General features: G+C 66.9%; 15 protein-coding genes and 2 pseudogenes. 7 read left to right on the forward strand and 10 right to left on the reverse strand.

The features are described from left to right. Positions 1–58: 58 nt before the first annotated feature. The 3 genes from ctaD (at position 59) to GPJ59_RS36975 (ending at position 2,733) form a co-directional block, all read left to right on the forward strand. On the forward strand, positions 59–1,699 hold the full coding sequence (gene ctaD / locus GPJ59_RS01565; RefSeq protein WP_258023707.1) for an aa3-type cytochrome oxidase subunit I: 1,641 nt from the start codon (positions 59–61) through the stop codon (positions 1,697–1,699). A 41-nt stretch (positions 1,700–1,740) separates the two neighbouring features. Beyond that, the gene (locus GPJ59_RS01570) at positions 1,741–2,169 is read left to right on the forward strand and encodes a hypothetical protein (RefSeq protein WP_219664439.1); all 429 of its coding nucleotides are present in this window, start codon (positions 1,741–1,743) and stop codon (positions 2,167–2,169) included. Between the two features lie 285 nt (positions 2,170–2,454). After that, positions 2,455–2,733 (forward strand): hypothetical protein, encoded by a 279-nt coding sequence (locus tag GPJ59_RS36975; protein ID WP_258023700.1) that lies wholly within the window; start codon positions 2,455–2,457, stop codon positions 2,731–2,733. On the opposite strand, the gene GPJ59_RS01580 is transcribed toward GPJ59_RS36975, so the two are convergent. Then, on the reverse strand, positions 2,718–4,256 hold the full coding sequence (locus GPJ59_RS01580) for an MFS transporter (protein ID WP_219664441.1): 1,539 nt from the start codon (positions 4,254–4,256) through the stop codon (positions 2,718–2,720). The two genes, GPJ59_RS36975 and GPJ59_RS01580, sit on opposite strands and share 16 nt — an antisense overlap. 39 nt (positions 4,257–4,295) lie before the next feature. Between GPJ59_RS01580 and GPJ59_RS01585 the strand changes: the two genes are divergently transcribed. Further along, the gene (locus tag GPJ59_RS01585) at positions 4,296–4,682 is read left to right on the forward strand and encodes a winged helix-turn-helix transcriptional regulator (protein ID WP_219664443.1); all 387 of its coding nucleotides are present in this window, start codon (positions 4,296–4,298) and stop codon (positions 4,680–4,682) included. A 6-nt stretch (positions 4,683–4,688) separates the two neighbouring features. Here GPJ59_RS01585 and GPJ59_RS01590 read toward each other — a convergent pair whose 3' ends face one another. Then, entirely contained in the window at positions 4,689–4,838 is a 150-nt protein-coding gene (locus tag GPJ59_RS01590; RefSeq protein ID WP_219664445.1) for a hypothetical protein, read from the reverse strand. Positions 4,839–5,187: 349 nt separating this feature from the next. On the opposite strand from GPJ59_RS01590, the pseudogene GPJ59_RS36980 reads away from it, so the two are divergent. After that, positions 5,188–5,418, forward strand: a pseudogene (locus tag GPJ59_RS36980) (isochorismatase family protein); the annotation flags it as partial. Positions 5,419–5,632: 214 nt separating this feature from the next. Here GPJ59_RS36980 and GPJ59_RS36985 read toward each other — a convergent pair. Together GPJ59_RS36985 and GPJ59_RS36990 are read right to left on the reverse strand one after the other, a co-directional pair. Further along, the gene (locus tag GPJ59_RS36985) at positions 5,633–7,927 is read right to left on the reverse strand and encodes a proprotein convertase P-domain-containing protein (RefSeq protein WP_258023702.1); all 2,295 of its coding nucleotides are present in this window, start codon (positions 7,925–7,927) and stop codon (positions 5,633–5,635) included. A 1,146-nt stretch (positions 7,928–9,073) separates the two neighbouring features. Next, positions 9,074–9,202 carry a hypothetical protein gene (locus tag GPJ59_RS36990; protein ID WP_374200762.1) on the reverse strand — a complete coding sequence of 43 codons (129 nt, stop codon included), beginning with the start codon at positions 9,200–9,202 and terminating at the stop codon, positions 9,074–9,076. A gap of 615 nt (positions 9,203–9,817) precedes the next feature. Between GPJ59_RS36990 and GPJ59_RS01610 the strand changes: the two genes are divergently transcribed. Then, a complete protein-coding gene (locus GPJ59_RS01610) occupies positions 9,818–11,275 on the forward strand; it encodes an NF041680 family putative transposase (RefSeq protein ID WP_219664447.1) in 1,458 nt (485 codons plus the stop codon). An 8-nt stretch (positions 11,276–11,283) separates the two neighbouring features. Here GPJ59_RS01610 and GPJ59_RS01615 read toward each other — a convergent pair whose 3' ends face one another. The 5 genes from GPJ59_RS01615 to GPJ59_RS01635 form a co-directional block, all read right to left on the reverse strand. Then, entirely contained in the window at positions 11,284–11,742 is a 459-nt protein-coding gene (locus GPJ59_RS01615) for a transglycosylase SLT domain-containing protein (RefSeq protein WP_219664450.1), read from the reverse strand. Between the two features lie 130 nt (positions 11,743–11,872). After that, on the reverse strand, positions 11,873–13,042 hold the full coding sequence (locus tag GPJ59_RS01620) for a transglycosylase family protein (RefSeq protein WP_219664451.1): 1,170 nt from the start codon (positions 13,040–13,042) through the stop codon (positions 11,873–11,875). Between the two features lie 124 nt (positions 13,043–13,166). Beyond that, on the reverse strand, positions 13,167–13,514 hold the full coding sequence (locus GPJ59_RS01625; protein ID WP_219664453.1) for a recombinase family protein: 348 nt from the start codon (positions 13,512–13,514) through the stop codon (positions 13,167–13,169). 199 nt (positions 13,515–13,713) lie between these two features. Beyond that, entirely contained in the window at positions 13,714–13,953 is a 240-nt protein-coding gene (locus tag GPJ59_RS01630; protein WP_219664455.1) for a hypothetical protein, read from the reverse strand. Between the two features lie 434 nt (positions 13,954–14,387). Next, a complete protein-coding gene (locus tag GPJ59_RS01635; protein ID WP_258023703.1) occupies positions 14,388–14,879 on the reverse strand; it encodes an ATP-binding protein in 492 nt (163 codons plus the stop codon). A 456-nt stretch (positions 14,880–15,335) separates the two neighbouring features. On the opposite strand from GPJ59_RS01635, the pseudogene GPJ59_RS37000 reads away from it, so the two are divergent. Further along, positions 15,336–15,539, forward strand: a pseudogene (locus GPJ59_RS37000) (NAD(P)H-dependent glycerol-3-phosphate dehydrogenase); the annotation flags it as partial. A 53-nt stretch (positions 15,540–15,592) separates the two neighbouring features. Here GPJ59_RS37000 and GPJ59_RS01645 read toward each other — a convergent pair. Then, positions 15,593–16,648, reverse strand: coding sequence for an RICIN domain-containing protein (locus GPJ59_RS01645; protein WP_219664457.1), 1,056 nt, complete (start codon positions 16,646–16,648; stop codon positions 15,593–15,595). Positions 16,649–16,914: the final 266 nt, after the last annotated feature.

Consider the following 16,914-nt stretch of genomic DNA (forward strand, 5'->3'; position numbering starts at 1 on the left):
GCAGGCGGCGAGCGCGGAGCCCAATACCGCGCAAGGCTCCATAGCCGGACAGGGCTCCATGGCCGGACAGGGCTCCATAGCCGGACCGGTGCGCCGGGCCTCGTGGGTGGACTGGCTGACGACCACCGACCACAAGAGGATCGGCACGCTGTACCTCGTGAGCGCGTTCGTGTTCTTCCTCGTCGGCGGCGCCATGGCGCTGATGATGCGCGCCGAGCTGGCCCGCCCGGGTACGCAGATCATGTCGAACGAGCAGTTCAACCAGGCGTTCACGATGCACGGTTCGGTCATGCTGCTGCTCTTCGCGATGCCGCTGTTCTCCGGCTTCGCGAACTGGATCATGCCGCTGCAGATCGGCGCGCCCGACGTCGCGTTCCCGCGGCTCAACATGCTGGCGTTCTGGCTGTTCATGTTCGGTTCGCTGATCGCCGCGGCCGGCTTCCTCACCCCCGGCGGCGCCGCCAGCTTCGGCTGGTTCCTCTACGCGCCGCTCTCCGACGCCTTCCACTCGCCCGGCATCGGCGCCGACATGTGGATCATGGGCGTCGCGCTGTCCGGCTTCGGTTCCATCGCCGGCGCGGTCAACTTCATCACCACGATCATCTGCATGCGCGCGCCCGGCATGACCATGTTCCGGATGCCGGTCTTCACCTGGAACGTGCTGCTCGCGTCCGTGCTCGTACTGATGATCTTCCCGGTCCTCGCGGGAGCGCTCTTCGGCCTGGAGTGCGACCGGAGGTTCGGCTCGCACATCTTCGACCCGGCCAACGGTGGAGCGCTGCTGTGGCAGCACCTCTTCTGGTTCTTCGGCCACCCCGAGGTCTACGTCCTGGCGCTGCCGTTCTTCGGCATCATCTCCGAGGTCGTCCCGGTCTTCAGCCGTAAGCCGATGTTCGGCTACATCGGTCTGATCGGCGCCACCATCGCGATCGCCGGTCTGTCCGTGACCGTGTGGGCGCACCACATGTACGTCACCGGCGGTGTGCTGCTGCCGTTCTTCTCCTTCATGACCTTCCTCATCGCCGTCCCGACCGGTGTGAAGTTCTTCAACTGGATCGGCACGATGTGGAAGGGCTCCCTGTCCTTCGAGACCCCGATGCTCTGGGCGACCGGCTTCCTGGTCACCTTCACCTTCGGCGGTCTGACCGGTGTCATCCTGGCCGCGCCGCCGCTGGACTTCCACGTCTCCGACTCGTACTTCGTCGTCGCGCACTTCCACTACACGCTGTTCGGCACGGTGGTGTACGCGATGTTCGCCGGCTTCCACTTCTGGTGGCCGAAGTTCACCGGCAAGATGCTCGACGAACGACTCGGCAAGATCACCTTCTGGACCCTCACGGTCGGCTTCAACGGTACGTTCCTGGTCCAGCACTGGCTGGGCGCCGAGGGCATGCCGCGCCGCTACGCGGACTACCTGGCGGCCGACGGCTTCACGGCCCTCAACACCGTGTCCACCATCGGCTCGTTCCTCCTCGGGATGGCGTTCCTGCCGTTCGTCTACAACGTGTGGAAGACCGCCAAGTACGGCAAGAAGGTCGAGGTCGACGACCCGTGGGGCTACGGCCGTTCGCTCGAATGGGCGACGTCCTGCCCGCCGCCGCGGCACAACTTCGTCTCCCTGCCGCGCATCCGCTCGGAATCCCCGGCCTTCGACCTCCACCACCCCGAGATCGCCGCCCTCGAAGCCGCCCACCACTAAAGCCGCCGGCGGAACTTCTTCAGCCCCAGGGAGAGGTGCTCATGTCCCATGCCGCAGCGGCACTCGGTGTCGCAGTCCTCTGCGCGTCGGGGTGCGTCTGGTACGTCCCCGCGATCGTCGACGTACGTGCCGGCGCCGACCGCCCCGGCTCACGCCGACTGGCCGCCACGGCGTGCCTGACCGGCTGGGGCACCGCCGCGCTGCTCGTCCCGCTGCTCCTGGCGGCGGCGCCCTGGGCCCTCACCGCCGCCGTGGCGGCAGCGGGAGCGGCCCTGACCGGCGCCCAGGCCGTCCGGGGCCGCATCCGGCACAACCTGGAACAACGGGAGGAAGCCCGTCGCTGGTCCGCCCTGCGCCACGTACCCCACGCAGCCACCCGCACCGGCCCGAGCCGGACGGCCGCAGCCTGGACCCTCGCAGGAATCGCCCTCATACCCGGGCTCGCGACGGCGCTCCTCCTCGTCCGATGACCGCCCGGAATCACGGTACCGACTTGACCAGCCACCGAGTCCGTAGACTACGAGCTGCTCAAGTGGACGACCGGAGACGCGAGATGAACCTGCTCCTCGACCCGCCGACCGCCGCCGGTCCCGTCCGGCTCGGCAGTACGTACGAACAGGCCCGGGACGCGGTCCGGCCCTGGGGCGAGCCCCGGGGCACCGTCCCCACCCCCCCGGCGTGCGCGACGCCTGGCCGGCGACTTCGACGGGGTCGGTTACACCCTCTTCTTCGACGTCGAGGACCGCGTCACGGCGGTGGAACTGTGGTGGCCGGGCGAGAGCCGGCGCAGCACCACCCGCGTCCTGCTGGGAGACCACGAGGTGTTCACGGACCCGGCCGATGCGATCCTCGCGGATCTGCGGGGCCGGGGCCGGACCGTGGACGACGAGGACCCGGAGAGCGTGATCGTCCCGGGAGTATCCCTGGGCTTCACCCGCCAGACCTCCCAGGCCGTACCCCGCGACGGGCGCGGCCTGCCCGTGTCCTTCACGTCCGTCCTGGTGGCGGGGAGGAACTACTACGACTTCCGCTGACCGGTCCCGGCGGGCTGGGCGGTGTGCTCGGCTAGGGGCATCTCTTCGACCGCGGCGCGACGCTGCGCCGGGGCGGGGGATCGCAGCAGGGCGGCGGCGAGGAGGAGGGAGACGGCGACGAGGCCTGCGCCGATGCGGAAGGCGAGCTGGTAGCCGCCCGTGAGTGCCGACGGTGCGCTTGCCCCGTGGCTCAGCAGGGCATCGGTGCGCGCGTTGGCGAGGGTGCTGAGCACCGCGAGGCCGAAGGCGGCGCCGATCTGCTGCATCGTGTTGAACATGCCGGAGGCGATCCCCGAGTCCTCGGGCGTGGCCGCAGACATCGCGAGCGTGGCCAGGGCCGGCATCGCGAGGCCGAATCCGGTGCCGAGCGGCAGCAGCGCGGGCAGGACGTCCACGACGTAGCTCCCGCCTGCCGGTACCCGGCCGAGCGCGGCGAGGCCCGCCGCGATCAGCGCGAGTCCCGGAAGCAGCACGGCACGGGGACCGAAGCGCGCGATCAGTTTGGGCGCCAGGGTGAGGGACAGGGCGCCGATCGCGACCGCGACCGGGAAGATGCCGAGCCCCGTGTGCATCTCGTCGAAACCGAGCACCTTCTGCAGGTAGAGGACGCACAGGAACTGGAAGCTGAACATCCCGGCCACCATGAGGGCCTGGATGCCCATCGCTCCCGAGGCGCTCCGCGAGCGCAGCACCCGCAGCGGCAGGAGCGGATGGGCGGCCTTCGCCTGACGGACGACGAACGCCAGGAGCAGCGCGAGTGCGGCGGCGCCGAAGCCGAGGGTGTGTGCGGAGGCCCAGCCGTGGCCGGCGGTCTCCACGATCGTGTAGACGCCGAGCATCAGCGCGGCGGTGACCAGGAGCGCGCCCACGGCGTCGGTCCCCTTGCCGAGGCCGACACCCCGTTCGGGCATGAGCACGCGCGCGGCCGCCAGCACGGCCACGACGCCGATCGGGATGTTGACGAAGAAGATCCAGTGCCAGCCGATGGCCTGCGTCAGGGCACCGCCGGCGAGGAGGCCCAGCGAGCCGCCGGCGGACTGGACGAAGCTGTAGACGCCGATGGCCCTGGCCCGCTCCTTCGGCTCCGGGAACAGGCCCACGACCATGCCGAGGGTGACCGCGGTGGTCACCGCGCCGCCGATGCCCTGGAGGAACCGGGAGGCGAGCAGCATCGCCGGGCCCTGGGACAGACCGCACAGCAGCGAGGCAGCCGTGAAGACGCCCAGGCCGGTGATGAAGACGCGCTTGCGCCCGATGAGGTCGCCGAGCCGTCCGGCAAGCAGCAGCAGGCCGCCGAAGGGAACCAGGTAGGCGTTGACCACCCAGGCCAGGCCGGCCGAGGAGAAGCCGAGGCCGTGCTGGATGGACGGCAGCGCCACGCTCACGACGGTCCCGTCAAGAACGACCATCAACTGTCCGGCACAGAGCACGGCCAGTGCCGTCCAACGCGACGTCTGTGCTGACGAGTTGGCTCTCCACACGGGGAACCCCTTCCATAGGGCACGATTTGTTACAGCGGCCATCCTCTGTAACCATGACGCGCAGCGGAAGGAGGCACTTTCATGTCACACCGTCACACCGATGTAACCGACCAGGTCAGCAACGAGGCGTGCCCGCTCACCGAGGTACTCGACCACGTCGCGGGCAAGTGGAGCATCGGCATCCTCGTCGCCGCCGCACAAGGACCGGTCCGGTTCACCGAGCTGGAACGCACCATCACCGGCATCAGCCGCCGCATGCTCACCCTGAACCTGCGCAAGCTGGAACGCGACGGCCTGCTCGTCCGCACCGTCCACCCCACCGTCCCACCCAGGGTGGAATACCGCCTCACGCCCATGGCCCAGGAGCTCCGCGCAACCCTCAGCGGACTCGTCGGCTGGGCGGAACGCCACCGAGCCGACATCACCACCGCCCGCGCCACCTACGACGCCGCCACCACGTCGACGTGAGCGGGGTCAGGGGACGAGGACGAGGCCTGTCAAGGCCGTTGCGCACGCCGTGAAGCCCGCGATCATCACCCACACGGCATTGCGGACGTACCTCTCGCGGTCCCCGCGCTCCTTGCGCACCGCGGCCATCGTGCCGACGTGGACATTCTTCGCCACGCGCGGCAGCCGCACCAGCGAGCGAGTACGTCTGGCCCACGACGTGCAGGGGGCTGGGGCTGACGCCCTTGGTGTGCGCGGCCGGGAGGCAGACGGCGAGGAGGACGCGGAGCTGCTGCAGCCGGCCGAGTTCGTCATCCGCTGCACGACGGCCGCGGTCGGCCTCGGACTCGTCGCCCTCGCCGCGGGTGTGGTGATCGCCGGGGACCATGTGAGCCGCGCGCTCGCGGTACTGCTGGCCGGTGGCACCGGCCTGGCGATCGGCCGCCTGGCGGTCCGCACGGTGGCGATCCTGTGGATCGAGTGGTACCTGCCCTGCCCCGCCATGGCATCACGATCGACGCGCAGCAACCTCGGCGTCCGCACCCGCGTCGTCGTCGGCGTCTCTTCCAACATCGCGATCCCGAACACCGTCTTCGAAAACGCCGTCAACCTCGGCTACCGGGTCGTGGTCCCCGCCGACGCCATCGTCGGGGTGCCCGCCGCCTAGACCGCGGAACTGGTCCGCCATTCGCTCTCCCTGGTCGCCGAGCTGACCACCACCGCCGCGCTCGTATATGCGTGGGCTCCCGCGGGCTGACCGCCGTATCCCGCATTCCTGGCTGCGGATGCCCTGCAGCCGTAGTCGCATGTCGGTGGGCGGACCTGCTTGTGGCCGGCTGTCCGCAGCCGGCCACAAGCAGGTCAGATTTCTTTGTGGACGGGCCCTGGGGCCTCGGGCAGGCGGGTCGACTGCGGTGGGGGCGGACCCGTTGCAGTGGTGGCGCCTTGCGCGAGGCCGGATTCCAGGGTCGTCAGCTGACCGTGATCTTGTCCAGATCCGGTGAATAGGCGGTGTCGTTGTAGAACTTGATGCTGTTCGCTCCTGCATTCAGTCGAAGGGTGAGAGTTCGGGTGGCTACGGTGCTGAAGCTTGAGCCGGTGAGGGTGACCCTCTGTCCTGCGGAGCCGTTGACGCTGATGTAGAAGTCGCGGGTACCCGAGAGCAGGTAGTGGATGGTCACGGTGGCGTCACGAGTGGTGCTCGAATAGACGTTGTTGATCGTGACGTACCTCGATGCGGCGCCGCCGACGCTTCGGACCTTCGCGCCACCCGAGCACACCGTGCAGGCAGTATCGATCCAAGTGCCTCCCGCCAGGGTGTTACCGGATGCCTCCGCCTCGATGCTGATCGGGCCGCTCGGCGGCGGGGCGGTCGAGCCCGACGGGAACGTCATCGACCAGGAGACGATCGTCCCGGTGTCACCCGCGCCGCGGTCATTGACCCGCAGCTTCCAGGTGCCATTGGCGACTTCGGACGAGACGTTCACTGTGTATGTCTTGACCACGTTGTCAGCGCTGTCGTCATTCGGGATCTCCTCCAGCAGGTAGTAGGTGCCGTCCGGCGCGACGAGACCGATGTCGAGGTCACCCCGGAACGTATGCGTGATGTTTACGCCGACTTTGAGGTCGGCAGGTGCGTTACCGCTGCGGCCGGTGACCGTGATGGGGCTGTCCGAGGTGTGAATATCAGTGATGGGCACAGCTGTCTGGGTCTGAAAGTAGTTCCCGGCAGGAGTAGTGGATCCGCTTGTCGGAGAAGGAGAAGGAGAAGGAGAAGGAGAAGGAGAAGGAGAAGGAGAAGGAGAAGTGCTTGTGGATCCGGTGGGGAATATTAGGTGCCAGGCGTCGATCGTGCCCGTGTCGGGACTGGCAGTGTCCCTCACTCGCAGCCTCCAGTTGCCGTTCGCTGTCTCAGAGGAGGCGTTTACGACGTACGCCTTGAACACGTGGTCATTTCCGTCGCTGTCTGGAATGTCTTCCAGTGTGTACACCGTTCCGTCCGGTGCGACCAGCGAGAGGTGGAGGTCCCCGCGGAAAGTGTGCTTGATATCCACACCGACACCCAGAGTGGTCGTAGCACTTCCAGGGACATCGGTGACGGAGATCGGGCTGTCCACCGTACTGTTGTCGTTGATGGGGAAATCAGCGATGCTCCGCTTGCTAATGGCATGGCAGGGATCGTATATGGGGTCCACTGGGTTCGGCAGAGCCGGGCAAGAACCCGAAGGGGGAGGCGGGGTGGGGGTGCCGTAGGGGGGAGGACCGAAGGGAGGTGCCTCCTTCAAGGGAGGATAAAGTATGCTGTCGTCCTCGAAGTCTTTCCCCGTCGAGATGAAGGTTCTAGCTACAGCAGTCTCCCACTGGTACGCCGTGCTGTCGCCAGTGAATATCCACTTCTGGCTATCCTTGTCATCATCGCAGGCCTGCAACTGGAGCAGGAGTCCGAAATCTGGATCCGGAGAGACGCAGTACTGTGAACTATGCCACGGCTTGATAATTTGCCCCGTACGCCCCCATCGGTCAGTACGATCCACAAGCTCCCACTCCTGCAAATCACTAGTGAAGCAGTTTTCCAACCGCACTATATCGCCCGCCTTGTAGATGTCAGCCAAACTAAGTGCCATCTGGCCGGCGCTGAGGCATTTGTTGACGCCGTTTACGGTTGTTGTAATCTTATGCGTATTCGCGTCAATTTTGAAGTTATGATGCTCCTGTCCTGCTAGATCCGCGCAGCTTTGTGGCCGAACTTTGGTCCCCGACTCTGCTTCAGTCCAACACTCTCCGGGACCGTCGACAGACCGGATTGCGCTTTGTTCGGCGGATGCGCGGAGGCCGAAGTCGACAGGCCAGTGGTCAGATCCGGCGCCGTTGAGACGCCGCCCCGTCCAGCCTCCCATGTTTAGGCCGTCATTCGACACCATGTAGTCGAGTTCGCCACCATTCTGATGAGTGGCTCGCCCACTCGAGTAGATCAGTGCGGGAGGGGAATTGCTGGGGGTAGGGGGCAGGGTGAGGAATTCTGGGCGGCGGTTGAAGTCACCAAGAAGGGCCCAGCTTCCATCTCCACGATTGGCGATCGCAGCGACCATATTACTCGCATCGTTACTTCTGTTGTCGCCATTTGAACTGGCATGAAAGTCCCAGATCCACGAGCCGTCGGCGAGTCGGACACCGAGGGCCGGCCGCATTCCCGGGTATAGGTTGTTGTTTTGGTTTGCAGCCTGCATCTGTACGTCCAAAGGCTCCTCGAAGGTGACGATGGCCATATTGTTGCGGTCGGATCCGTCGCGCGTTTGCTTCCCGTTGGGCAATGTCTGTTGATTCCGAATTGGATCGGTTTGTAGCCAAGTAATGTAGTAGTAGTGACCTCGAGCCTCTGTGCCGATAAGCCACCTGTGCATCTCCCAGTGGTATGACCCCAGTGGCCCACCAGTCAGATCGTCATGCCTATGAGGTCTACCGGGGATACTTCCAAGAGGACCAGCCTCCTGGAGGGCAACAACATCGTGTGGCAAGTAACCGCCGCCTCCCGCGGCCAGTCGGCGGACGGTATCCGTCCACTTGTTGCCGCCCTGCATGTTCCAGGTAACCATTTTGTGGTCGCCTGGGCTGGCGTAGCTATTGCTTGCGTTGATCAGGACCATTGAGGCCGCCGCCAATACTGCTGCGATGAATGTAGCAAGCAGGCGTCGCAATTGGTTTTGTTGGCGCGAAGGCTGATGGCGTTTCGCTGTTTGCGGCTGAAGTGTAGATGGCACGATAACCTCGCTTCTGAGGCATTAGGGGCTTTAGCTGCCTGGGCATTGTGATGCTGGGTCAGGCACAACCTCGGTGCGGAGACCGAGAGTGATGTGCCGGGCCACATCAATCGTGCTGGCGTGTGCAGCATTGGGTCGGAGTAGAGGTGGAGGGCGGGTGCTACCCATGGCCAAGAGGTGGAACTCTCCATCACGGGTTAACGGCTGGCACACGGCACGCCGAGTGCTCACAAGGCGCTCCCCGTCGTTTATGTGACGGGGGTCGGCGGTCTGCGAGGCCCCGCCGGGTGTCCGAGAGTGTGCGGAGGCCCAGCCGATGGAGTCAAGGAAAATATTGGCGTCGTACGGTGGTGTGGGGCGTCAAGGTCCAATTCCGCTTCGGCTATCAGAATGAGGTGCCGAACTGGTGGAGCAAGGCGAAGGTCCGCTCGACGACCTACCCGGACCAAGAGTTGCGCCTTTGCGTGTGATCTTCGGCGTGATGCCCGCGCCCACAATGGCGCCTGTACTAGTCGTAGTCGGCGGAGAGCCGCTCGGGCCGGTGGGGTCTTCTCCAGATGCCGCGGATGCAGGTGTCGCGTGCAGGAGGGGCATGAGCTGGAAGTGGTTCATGCAGTGGCTGCGACGGCTGGGCCTCCTGCGTCGTGGGGGCGCTCATGGCGGCCGACCAGCCGACGATCCGGCGGGGAAGGTGTCCACGACGAAGGCCACGCAGACGACGCCGGCCCAGGTCTTCACGTGGGTGAAGTCCGCGACCCGGCAGCGGTTCTGGGCGTCGGCCATGAGGTCGGGGCCCGGTCAGTCTGCCCGCCGGCGTCGACCTGGTCCTGCCGCACCCACTTCCGGAGCGTCTCGGTCGTGCCGATGCCCAGTTTCCGGGCCACCGCTTTCATCGCGGCCCACTCGGTGTCGAAATTCTGAGTCCCTGTCAAACCCAGAACAGGTCACGGCCCTAGCTTGATCTTTAACGTCTGGGCTGTTGGTCAGCTGCTGAGCAGGGGCGAGGCGACCTCAGGCTGCGTGGGACCATCTCGGTATGCGCCTGGTAGCTGACGGAGCCACGCCGACCTCGCGGTTGGTACTGGTGAAGGATCTCGAGACTGACGACGGATACGCCTTCAAGCTGGCGAGCCCGATCTTCCTTGCTGCTGGTGGCCGAATCGGCTTCGAAGGTGACGGGCTTGTCGTCGTGCGGGCCGGTGGAGAGCGTCTGTCACCGGCCGGCGACTGGTCCACTCGTTGCGGACCTGGATCTCTGCGCCGCCGGTAGAGCTGTTCCTCGAACGGCGTGTCGTACTTGATCACCCGGTTCGGTATCCGCCGTACGCGCAAGCGGCCTTCGTCTGGATCATGTGCTCCGACCAAGGAACACACACGTCCAGGACGAAGGCCGTCAGGATGAGTCTGCTGCATCACGATGCCCGACGGGAGCCGTTGGCCGAGCTGTCACGCTTCCGGGGCGAGTTCTTCTCCTGTCTCACCGCCCGTTCGGATGCTCTGTTCGAGCCCTCTGACGCGGTTCTGTGCGGGGACGGGCCGGTGAGGTCGCTGGCCGAGCTGTCGCTGGTGGGCGAACACCGCCGTGGACACGGAGGGCTCTACGCTGCCGTCTCAAAAGGCCGCATCGACGCGGCCCGGATACGGCAGGCTCTGGCCTCGGTGCCTCTGCCGCGGGCGGCCGACGGCCGGCTGGTCCTGGCCGTCGACGTCACGTGCTGGCTGCGGCCGGACGCCCACACCTCACCGGAGCGGATCCTGTGCCACACCTACGGCCGGGGCAAGGACCAGCACATCCCCATCCCCGGGTGGCCGTACTCGATCGTCTGCGCGCTGGAACCGGGCCGCAGCTCGTGGACCGCGCCGCTGGACGCGTTGCGTCTGGCACCCGGGGACGACACTGCCACCGTCACCGCCCGGCAGCTGCGCGACCTGGTCAAGCGGCTGATCGCCGCAGGTCAGTGGCAGGTCGGGGACCCGGATGTCCTCGTCATCGCGGACGCCGGATACGACGCGCCCCGTCTGGCCCACCTCCTGCGGGACCTGCCGGTGCAGTTCCTGGCCCGGATGCGCTCGGACCGGGTCCTGCGCAGACCCGCACCCGCACGGCAGCCCCACACCAAAGGCCGGCCACCCCGGCACGGCGGCGAGTTCGGCTTCGGCCAGCCCGACACCTGGGGCACCCCGGACACCCACACCGTCACCGACACACGCCTCTACGGCACCGCCCTCGCCCGCTCCTGGGACCGGCTCCACCCCAAGCTGACCCACCGCTCTTCCTGGGCCGCGGCCGACGCCACCCTCCCGATCGTCGAGGGGACCGTGATCCGCCTGGACATCGACCACCTGCCCAGCGGAGCCACCCCGAAGCCGGTCTGGCTGTGGTGGTCCGGCACCGACGCAGACGCATCGGACGTCGACCGCCTCTGGCAGGCATACCTGCGACGTTTCGACATCGAGCACACCTTCCGCCTGTTCAAACAGACCCTCGGCTGGACCTGCCCGAAGATCCGAACCCCCGAGGCGGCCGACCGATGGACCTGGCTGATCCTCGCCGTCTACACCCAACTCCGTCTCGCCCGGCCCCTGGCAGCCGACCGGCGTCGGCCCTGGGAGAAACCCGCACCTGTCGAACGCCTCACGCCCGCCCGCGTCCGCCGCGACTTCCGGCACATCCGCCCGACAGCCACCTGCCCGGCCGGTGCACCGAAACCCTCCCGCCCCGGCCCCGGTAGGCCACCAGGCCGCAAGAACACCCGACCCGCCCCACGACACGACGTCCACACAGTCCGCAAAACCGACACCGCCACGTCCCGGAACAAGAAGTCGACGACCCCACGACCTCGCCGCACAGGTTAAAGATCAAGCTAGTAGGGTCCGTTCACGTTGTCGATCGATCCGTAGCGGTGTGCCGCGTAATTGCATGCGGCCACGATGTTGGCAACCGGGTCATGGATGTCCCACGAGGTGCCGTCTACGTGGTACGCGCGAAACGTGGGGTCAATGACCTGCATAAGGCCCTTGGAGGGAATGCCCTTCTTTGCGTTGGAATCCCACAGGTTGATGGCGAACGGATCGCCGCTCGACTCGCGCATAAGGTTGCGGTGGATTCCGCCGTACGTGCCGGGGATGCCCTTCGCCTTCATGACCTGCAGTGAGTGCCGTATCCAGCCATCAAGTCGCTGTGTGTTCACGGGACTTGCGGATGCGGGGGCGGGGAGTGCCGTGGTGCTCGCGCCGAGTAGGACAGCTGCCGCGACGAAGCCGCCGGTGGCGTACCCGAGGATCTTGGAGGCTGATCGCCTCGGGAGAGCGGAAAACGGCATGATGCTGCCCTTTCGTATATTCCTGTGGAGCGGGGGACTTGGCCATCGCTGTCCCGGGCACGGCTTTGCCACGCATGGCTTGGAGAACTTCTCCATGGGGCGCTGCCGCCTGCCCGGGCGAAGTACCGGATCAGATGGGTACGCCCAGGCTGCGCAGGTAGGCGACGGGGTCGGTGTGTGCGCTGTAGTTGTTGCTGGTGCGGGCTTCGAAGTGCAGGTGTGGGCCGGTGGAGTTTCCGGTGCTGCCGGACAGGCCGATTTCCTGGGCCTTGTCGACAGGGTCGCCCTGTCGGACGGAGACCGACTGCAGATGGGCGTAGAGGGTGTGCATGCCACTCGGGTGCTTGATGATCACGGCGTTGCCGTAGGAACCCTGCCGGCCGGCGGTGACGACGGTGCCCTCGGTCGCGGCCACGACGGAGGTGCCGGTGGGGACGGCGAAGTCAATACCGGTGTGGAATCCGGCGGCCCAGGAGCCGGGCTGCTTGTAAGGGGTGGTCACGGCGCCGCCCGTGACGGGCAGTGTGCCCTTGGCCGTGGTGTTCAGTTCGGCGGTGGCCGGCTGGGCCGGACCGCTCGCCGGCTTGGACTCGGGCGTGGCGGTGTTCGTCTCGGGATTCGGCTCCGGGGTGCTCGGCTGGGGGGTGTTCTGTTCGGGCTGGGCGTGGTGCCCGTGGCAGTGTTTGATGAGCATGCCGGGGCGGAGGTTTTCGTCGGGGTCTGTGTCGTCGGGTATCGCGTTTTCGTCGCGCAGGTCTTCCCATTCCACGCACAGGCGGGAGGCGAGGCTGTTGAGGGTGTCACCGCGCTCGACGGTGAAAGATCCGTTGGCTTCGCAGGCCGGGCTGTCCGTCGGCGTGGTGGACGGTTCGGTGGACGGGGTGGTGTCCGGTGCGGCGGGCGACGGGGTGACGGCGGGGGTGGGAGTCTCGCCGTCGCGGGTCAGGCCGGCGGTCGCGGAGCAGACGGGCCAGGCCTTGGGGCCCTGCTTGTCCAACACCTTTTCCGCAACGGCGATTTGAGCTTCCCTGCTGGCCTGGTGGGCCTGGGGGGCGTGGTCGTGGCCTCCGAAGGCGGCCCAGGTGGCGTCGGTGAACTGCAGGCCTCCGTAGAAGCCGTTACCGCTGTTGATGGACCAGTTCCCGCTGCTCTCGCATTCGGCGACCTTGTCCCATGTCTCGGTGGAGGCGCCGTGAGCCTGGGGGGAGGCCAGGGCCAGGGGCACCGTGGCGGCGGCGACGGCGAGCAGGGTGCGGTGCTTGAAGGAAGAGCGGGGCACGGAGGCATGGCGGTAGCGCATCGGGACGTCCTTGGAGGCGGGGGCGGGCGAAAATACTGCGGATGGCGGTCTGTCGGGGGTGTGGGCGGGTTCTGGCCGTCGCCGTGGGAGGACCGGCCGCTGTGTGGTGCGGGCTCGTTCCGCGTCACCAGGGAGGGCGCGGAAGTTCGACCACCTGGCAGCCCAAGACGGTCAGCACCCGCAGGCGCTGTTCGGCCTGTTCGGCGTGGAGGTCGAAGACCCACGGTCCGGGAATGAGGACGATGTCGTGCTGGCCCCCGGCGACGGAGCGGACCAGGCGTTTGAACTCGGGGCGGTGTACGCGTCGTCCGTTGTCGAAGTACACGACGGGCAATGGCAGGTTGAGATGGCGGGCGTAGGCATCCAGGGCCCAGTGGTGGTGCGGCATTCCTGCGGCGTCGTAGGGGTAGCAGCGCAGGTATGCGGCTGTGCTGGGCGGAAGGTGGCGGCGCATCTGCGCGGGAATCCTCATGGTTCATGCCTTCGGGGTCGGTGCCTGCTGCCCCCGCGGGAGCGGGACGGCAGTAGCCAGGAGCGGGTGATCGGCGTCAGTCCTGCCTGCGCTGTCGTGGGGGAGTCGGCAGGGCGAGGTGGCGGGACCCAGCGTGAGAGGGAAGTCCGGCGAGGGGGCCAGGCGCGTACGGCACGGCGTTTGGGCCGGTACGGGCGCCTCACGACTGGCCGTCTTCCTGCTCTTCGTTCCCCGGTGACGGCGTGACAGGTACGGCGTAGGGGGGTCGGCGGTGGGGCTGGGGCAAGGTGAGGATGCGACGGGCTCCGGCCCGGCTGAGCAGCCGGACGATCTTTCGTGCCTGGGCGTCGTCGGCGGAGAACACCCAGGTGCCAGGAAGGAGGACGATGCGGTGGGAACCGTTGTAGACGGCACCGACCAGTCGTTCCAGTGACGTCATGCCCTCTGAGGTTTGGCCGGTCTCCACGTAGACGGTGGGGGCCGGCAGGCCCAGTCGGGCGGCGAAGCTCTGGAGTGCCTCGTGGTGGCGGCGGGCCGCTCGGGGGGCGCGCGGGGAGTGCCGGATGTATACAGCGGGTCGGACGGTGGAGGGCGCGGGGGCAGCGGAAGTGGTCGGTGCACGGGTGGTGGAAATGGACATCGCTGTCTCCAGGGATGTGCGGACGTGTGGTCCCGTGGGGGAGGAGGACGAGAGTTTCGCGGGAGCGGTAAGGCCGGCGAAGAGTTCAGCAGCGTGTGCCTGCCGGGGCGCAGACAGTGACGGGCTTGGCGGCCCAGTGTGTGGCGCCAAAGGGCTGGGGCCGGTAGCCGCGGGCCGTGGCAGCGCACGACGGGCGCTGGGAGGCATGGCCTTCACCGAGGGTGGCTGGAGAGTCACGCGGCGCAGGTTGCGGTCAGCGTGGCGCCGTACTCGGCTCCGCTGTCGCTGCTGCTGGAGGTGGTGCATTCGGCCAAGGTGGCGACGATGTTCTGACCTCGGCCGTGCTCGTCGTCCGCGCAGCTGCTCGTCCAGGTCCCGTCGCTGGGGGCGGGTCCGCTGTCGGTGACGTTGGCGTGCAGTTGTGTGCTGCCGTCGGCGGCAGAGGTGACCTTCAGGTGCAGAGCAATGGGGGGCAGAGCGTGCTCGACCGCGTTGGTCACCAGTTCCGAGACCACCAGCAGAGCGTCGAAGATCTCATCGTCGTCCACTCCCCAGCCCGTCAGCAGCTGCTGTGCGTGGTGCCGAGCGATGCCGGCTGCGGTGGGGTGAAAGGGCAGTTCCTGCTCGTCCTGGTGCATGACTGCCGGCTCCTGGGTGCCGTCGGTGGTCTGGGCCGGAACGCTGCTCACTGCGGAGGACTGGGGAGCGTCGGTGCTGCTGGTCATGGTGATCATCCGATGTGCGGGCCGGGAATGGACTTACGTGATCCTTTTTAGGCATTCCGCATATTCCGGACATTGGGGAACCCCCCTAACCTTCGCCCTAACAAGCCACCCCCAACGCCGGCCGCGCCCCCCCCATGCCAACCCGGAACGTTCCGCCTGCAACATGCCTGACCAGCGCTTATGGTCCCAGCTGTCAGGTGAGAACGATCACGAGCCAGGGTTGCCGCCCCGCACCCGCCCCGCGTGAACCCGGGCCACGGGAACCATCCCGCCGCCGTCCCTCCGCCGCCGGCCCGCAGCTGCGTGTCTGATCCGATTTGTGCGGGAGTGGTTGTCGGTCAGGGCCGGCTGCTCAACCGTGATTCCATTACGCGGTCGCCTTCGAGATGGAGGCAGTAGTGGCCAAAGGGCATGGCCCGCCGGGCCATCCGGTGACCAGCCCGTTCCGGTGGGTGACCGCGGCCGCCTACGGACGTCGTGGGCTGCGAGCTCGGCGGAGCGGTCGAGAACGTCATCGCGCTCGCCGGGGGCATCGCCGATGGCATGGGCCTGGGCGACAATGCCAAGGCGACCCTGGTCGCCCGTGGTCTTGCCGAGACCACCCGGCCCGGCATCGCGATGAGCGCCGACGCCCACACCTTCGTCGGCCGGCGGGGCGTCGTGCCAGTTGCCTGGCACTCGCTGAGTGCCAGGCAACTGGTGGTCGGGGAGCCTCAGAGGCTCGGGCAGCCAGAGGTGGGAGTGGCCGTGCTCATCGGGCTGTAGAACACGGTGTCGTCGGAGCTGTCCTTGAGAGGAACGACGATTGTGTCGTAGGCGTCCCACGGGAACCCGTCGGCGTCGAAGGTGAAGTTACCCGTCACCGTCTTCGCCTGCACCGACCGTGCCACCCAGTTGTACTTGTGCGGCTGAGCCGGGAGGGTGACGCTGTTGGTCGCAGTAGTGGTGTTGCTCCACGTGAACTGGTTCGACACGCTCAATGAAGCTGTCACCTTCGCGATCACGGAGGACAGCGCGCCGGTCTCGAAACCCGACGTGACGGTGACGCCGAGAGCTGATGAGAACCCCTTCGCTGTCGAAATCGTGAACGTGTAGTTGTAGGGATTGTCGTAGGGGTTGTGCCACTGCGTGGAGATGCACTTGGTGGGCAGCGGGGCGGCTGCCGATTCGCTGTCCTCTGACCAGTAGCACGACCACGTCTGGGTCTGGCACTTGTTCGCTGCGTACGCCACGGCCAGGGTCCTGGCCTGGGCGGCCGGGTTGCCGCCATGAAAATGGAAGGCTTGGTTGTCGCCGCTGCTGCAGTTGTAGAGCCCGACCCAGGCGTTGTCGTAGTTGCTTCGGTTCAGCAGGTCCATGCATTTGCCAGAGTTGATGTGGCGCAATCTCCACCCGGCGGAATTCGGCTGGATCGCCCACTTCTGTGTGGCCTGCCCTTGGCAGGTCCACTGGCGCAGACCGTCGTCTCCCCACCCGACGTCGATGCACTTGCCCGTCCCCACGTTCACGAGCTGGAACGTGTGGTCCGGGTTGACGTTGAAGCGCCACTTCGCCGTATCCCTCCAGGAGGGACTTCCCGAGTAGACAGTGACGATTCGGGCGCCGTCGCTGGTGGAGGCGCCCTCCACGTCGACGCTCCTGCCGGTGATGGCGCCGAGGCTCAGACAGTTCAGGCTCGAGGATGTGTACGTGCACGTGGCGGCAAGAGCCTGGCCTACGGTCAGCGGGGATACGGAAATTCCCAAGGCCAGGAAGGCGACGGCCAGCACGCTGGCGATCAGGCGAGACAGAGGTGCGGGCGGCGTGCCCCGTCTCGCAGTCATGGTCGGTGTCAAGGGTCTTACCCTTTCTTCTCAGGCTCCCTCCCAACTGGCCGAGCGCTGGCTGTGGAAGGGACGCGGTAGAAGCATCCGACCTGCTACCGGGCGGCGGCTCCGGGAGGATTGCCTGTTCCATTGCCTGTTCCCCCCCACGAGCTCCTGCAGACTCGCCCTCACCCCGAACAGGACGCGTCAAGCCCCTGCTGGGATCCTCG

Origin of the sequence: Streptomyces bambusae (assembly GCF_019400985.1) — a bacterium.
Taxonomy (GTDB): Bacteria; Actinomycetota; Actinomycetes; order Streptomycetales; family Streptomycetaceae; genus Streptomyces; species Streptomyces bambusae_A.